Source organism: Candidatus Binataceae bacterium (assembly GCA_036495685.1).
In the GTDB taxonomy this organism is placed as follows: domain Bacteria; phylum Desulfobacterota; class Binatia; order Binatales; family Binataceae; genus JAFAHS01.
In genome coordinates, this window is sequence record DASXMJ010000159.1 from 1 (window position 1) to 4,365 (window position 4,365).

At 59.2% G+C, this 4,365-nt stretch carries 4 protein-coding genes; 2 read left to right on the forward strand and 2 right to left on the reverse strand.

Annotated elements, in window-relative coordinates:
- The coding region (locus VGI36_14975) for an adenylate/guanylate cyclase domain-containing protein (GenBank protein ID HEY2486450.1) at positions 1 to 586 on the forward strand (586 nt) is incomplete at its 5' end.
- Here the strand turns inward: VGI36_14975 and VGI36_14980 are convergent.
- Together VGI36_14980 and VGI36_14985 are read right to left on the reverse strand one after the other, a co-directional pair.
- Positions 583 to 1,194 (reverse strand): cytochrome b/b6 domain-containing protein, encoded by a 612-nt coding sequence (locus VGI36_14980; protein HEY2486451.1) that lies wholly within the window; start codon positions 1,192 to 1,194, stop codon positions 583 to 585. The genes VGI36_14975 and VGI36_14980 overlap by 4 nt on opposite strands.
- Before the next feature lie 63 nt (positions 1,195 to 1,257).
- Positions 1,258 to 2,013, reverse strand: a complete 756-nt coding sequence (locus tag VGI36_14985; protein HEY2486452.1) for a sigma-70 family RNA polymerase sigma factor — start codon at positions 2,011 to 2,013, stop codon at positions 1,258 to 1,260.
- A 360-nt stretch (positions 2,014 to 2,373) separates the two neighbouring features.
- On the opposite strand from VGI36_14985, the gene VGI36_14990 reads away from it, so the two are divergent.
- A partial coding sequence (locus tag VGI36_14990) for a winged helix-turn-helix domain-containing protein (GenBank protein ID HEY2486453.1) occupies positions 2,374 to 4,365 on the forward strand: 1,992 nt, incomplete at its 3' end.

Below are 4,365 nucleotides of genomic sequence, written 5' to 3' on the forward strand. Positions count from 1 at the left end.
GGTTCTCTTTGCCGACATCCGCGATTTCACGCGCATCACCGAGACCAAGCTTCCCTACGATGTCGTCTTTCTGCTGAACCGCTATTGCCGGGTTATGGGCGAAGCGATAGAAGCGGCCGGAGGGCGTGTCGACAAGTTCACCGGCGATGGCGTCATGGCGTTGTTTGGTCTGGAGAACGACGGTCCGGATGCATGCCGACAAGCCTTGGCGGCGGCGCGTCATATGTCGACACAGCTGGTGGCGTTGAACGAGGCGCTCGCGCCCGATCTCCATGCGCCTCTTGCAATGGGGGTTGGCGTTCATTTCGGTCCGGCGATCGTCGGTGATATGGGCGATGGACGATGGAGATCGCTTACCGCAGTGGGCGACACCGTGAATACTGCAAGCCGTCTGGAGGCGCTTTGCAAGGTCTACCATTGCGAACTCGTCGTATCGGATGATCTTCTCGCCCGCGCCGGTGCGAGGTTCCAGCACGCAACGCCGCAGGAGGTCGAAATTCGGGGTCGCTCCGCGCCGCTCACCATCCACACCTTCAGAAGCGCTCGCGAGCTGCCATTGCGAGCAGAGTGTCGGAGCGAGGATTAGGGCTGCCTGAAACTTCGGCTTTCATGCCGGCAATCCCGCGCGACCCGGCGCCTCATTTGTTTCGGCAGCATAGCCTCGAGCGTGCCGTCGCGGCGCCAGAAATGGTGGTAGAGCGCCGCCGCGGCATGGAGCGCGATCAGGCCGAGGAGAAGAAATCCGACCGTCGCATGCGCCTCGCCCAGCTGCCTCGCGAGCGGCCGGTCGCGGCCGATCAGTGCCGGCAGCTGACCTAGAAAAAACAGGTTCACCCGGTCGCCGTAAGCGTTGCTCCACAGCAGACCGAGGATCGGCTGGGTCAACAGGAGGGCATAGAGCGCGTATTCGCTCCACTGCGCTACCAGCCGCATCGCCTGCGGCATGTCGGCGGGCCAGTTCGGGAACCGCACGAATTGGCGCCATATGAGCCGACCGAGCGTCACCACCCACACGGTCATGCCAAACGAGCGGTGCAGCTGGATCAGTGCAACGGCCTCCTCCCTGGACGATGCGAAATCGATCGAGAAGGCGAGTACGAAGATCGTGGCGACGAGGAACAGGGTCAGCCAGTGCAGGATCCGGATCGCCGGGTCAAAAACGCGCAGTTCGGGATCGCCATCGGCCCGTAGCATTCGAATACCTCATTCTCATGGCCACGTAGGGCCGGCAGGAGGGGAGATCGGAGCGGGGCGCGTTTATTCCCGCGGCCCGATACGCCAGCAATCCGGCGCGGAAACAGGATCGCCTGATGTGATTTCCACCTCGTGCGGCACATCCTTGATCCAGAGCTCGACTTTGCCACACCGTGATCCGTGCCCCGGGCTAACCTCTTGCATAAACAAAGCCGCAGACGCGGCAGCTGCGCCGCCGGTTTGATCGTACGCACGGAGCAGCAGGGAGCGCGCCCGATGCAGGCGGGACATGACCGTCCCGATCGGTACTCCGGTTACCTTGGCGATGTCGCGGTAGCCGAGCTCGTGAAGCTCGCGCAGGACGATCATCTCGCGTAGCGGCGCCGGGAGCGCCTGGATCAGTCGGTCGAGAACCCGCAAATTGGACCGGTTTTCCAGCAACCCCTCGGCATCGATCGCGGACATCGCGACCGCGTCACCATGTTCCTCCTCGGCTTCGAGCGAGACGACATCCGCCGGACGATTCCGCTTGAGCCAGCTGTAGCAGGTGCGCCGCACGATCTTCAGCACCCAGCTCTTGGCATCGTCACCGCGATAGCTGTCGAAATAGCGGAACGCCCGCAGAAACGCTTCTTGCACGACATCGGCGGCATCGGTATCGCTACCCGTCATCCGGCGCGCGAGTGCGTAGGCGGCATCGAGATGGGGTAGCGCTATCTCCTCGAACCAGTTTGGCGAGGCCGATCTGTGTTCCCCGACATTTGCCGTGGCGCGACCTCCTCCGGTTCCCTTACCATCGTCGACGGCCGGCGGAGGCACCGGACGACTACGAGCACCTGGGAAGCGACCGAACCGTCGTTTCGGGCCGCTCCTTCTTCCGACTGCTTCGAGAGCATTCGTCAAAGTTGAGATCCCTTCGCCGTCCAGGTTGACGCGGTGAAGGTATGAGGCTCGGTAAGATTAAAGTCCTTGTCCACGCCGGTGATCTCTCCTGAAATCATATTAAAGTGAAACTTGCCGACGATACGTTATATTGATCCGGCGTCGTCTCGGAGCGACGAGTTCTTTCACCACGGCGAGCGCAGGCCGCGAATTCCGTTTACGGGACAGTGCCCGTACTGGTGCTTGACCTCATTAACCGAATATGAAATTTTATTAAAAGATCGAAAGAGGCTTGCTATGAGGCTGACCGACGAAGCCTTCGGGGCTGTCGAGTTCGGCCGGTTCCGGTTGCTGCCGCGCCGCCGCGAGCTCCGCGCCGATGGGGTCGCGGTGGAGCTTGGCAGCCGTGCCTTCGATATATTGATGGTCCTGATCGAGGCGCGTGGCGCGCTCGTCAGCAAAGACGAGTTCCTGAGCCGGGTCTGGCCGGACACGATGGTAGAAGAGAACAACCTGGTGGTCCAGATCTCGGCGCTGCGCAAGGCGCTCGGAGAAGATCGGGATTTCATCCGGACGGTGTCCGGCCGGGGCTACCGGTTCGTCGCTGAGATCCGCACTTCCATCGCGGCATCTGATGCCGAAACACGGGTCGACCCTGATGCCGCCGCGGAGGCAGCCCGATCCGCTCCGTCGAGCAATCTTCCGACGGCGGTTTCCAGCGAGACCGAGCACAGAGAGGTATCGGGTCTCCCGGCTGGTGTTTCCGGCATCACTGACGCCAGCTCGTCATCGAGGCAACCATCCCGTCTTGTTGGTTGGAGGTTTTTTGCCTTTGGTTTAGCCCGGTTGCTCGTGGCTTCGTTCTCGCGGATTCTCCACTCCCGGAATCAGGCCTCACCTAAGATTCGCTCTATAGCGGTACTGCCATTAGAAAGCCTTTCCAGCGATCCTTCGCAAGATTACTTCGCGGACGGCATGACAGACGAGTTGATCTCCGCCCTGGGGCAGATCAGCGCGTTACGCGTGATTTCCCGCACCTCGATAATGACCTATAAAGGAGTTCGCAAGCTCTTGCCCGACATTGCTCGCGAGCTAAACGTAGAAGTAGTTGTCGAAGGAACCGTGTTGCGGTTTGGAGACCGCGTCCGGATTACCGCCCAGCTAATCCGGGTGCCTGTTGAACGGCACATATGGGCCCAAAGCTTTGAAGGGGATCTGCGGGACACGCTGGTGCTCCAAAGCCGCGTCGCTCGCGCTATCGCCGAGCAGATCCGAGCCACAGTGACTGAACAGGAACAGGCGGCGCTGCAGAACTCGAAGCCGGTGAACCCGGTGGCTTATGAAGCTTATCTCAAAGGCCGGTATTTCATGAACAAGCGAACCGGCGATGGTCTGAAGAAAGCGATTGAGTATTTCAACCATGCAATCGAATGGGATCCAACCTACGCGGCGGCATATTCTGGGTTAGCTGACGCATACGCATTATCGGGCGATTGGAAGTATGGGGTCCTTTCTCCGGAGAATGCCTTTTCCAAAGCCAAGGCAGCGGCGACAAAAGCGTTGGCTTTGGACGATAACCTTGCGGAGGCCCACGCCTCTCTCGCTTTCGCTTTGGACCTTTATGGCTGGGATTGGGAGACCGCCGAGACCGAATACAAGCGGGCAATCAAGCTGGATCCCGGTTATGCAACGGCTCGTCAATGGTATTCATGGCATCTAATAATGATGGGACGGAATGAAGAGAGCATCCGCGAGTTGACAAAAGCCGAAAGCTTAGATCCTCTTTCCTTAATCATCAGCGCCGACATGGCCGACGCATTGTGTGTCGCTCGCCTTTATGATGAGGCAGTGGAAAAAAGTAAAAAAACCCTGGAGATGGACCCGAATTTTGCCGTCGGTCATTATGAGCTGGGCCAAGCGCTCGAGCAAAAGCAGATGCACGACGAGGCAATTGTACAATTTCAGAGAGCGATCGATCTTTCCGGACATAGCGGGGCATTTGACTCTTATCTTGGCTACGCTTACGCCATGTCAGGTCGAAAAGAAGAAGCACTCAAAATTATAGATGACTTAGAGGCCCGACATGATCAAAACCCTTCTGCCGACGCCGATATCGCATTGATTTATGTCGGACTTGGCGATCGGGACCGGGCGATAATCTCGCTAAACAAGGCCTACGAAGCGCGATTCAAAGCGTCGATCCTGCTGCGGCCAGCCTTCGATCCACTCCGATCCGATGCGCGGTTTCAGGATCTCCTGCGACGCATCGGCCTCCCTCATGTCGCTGCT

Coding starts and splice junctions, on each gene's coding strand:
- VGI36_14980 (HEY2486451.1), bottom strand. CDS start 1,194: ATGCTACGGGCCGATGGCGATCCCGAACTGCGCGTTTTTGACCCGGCG.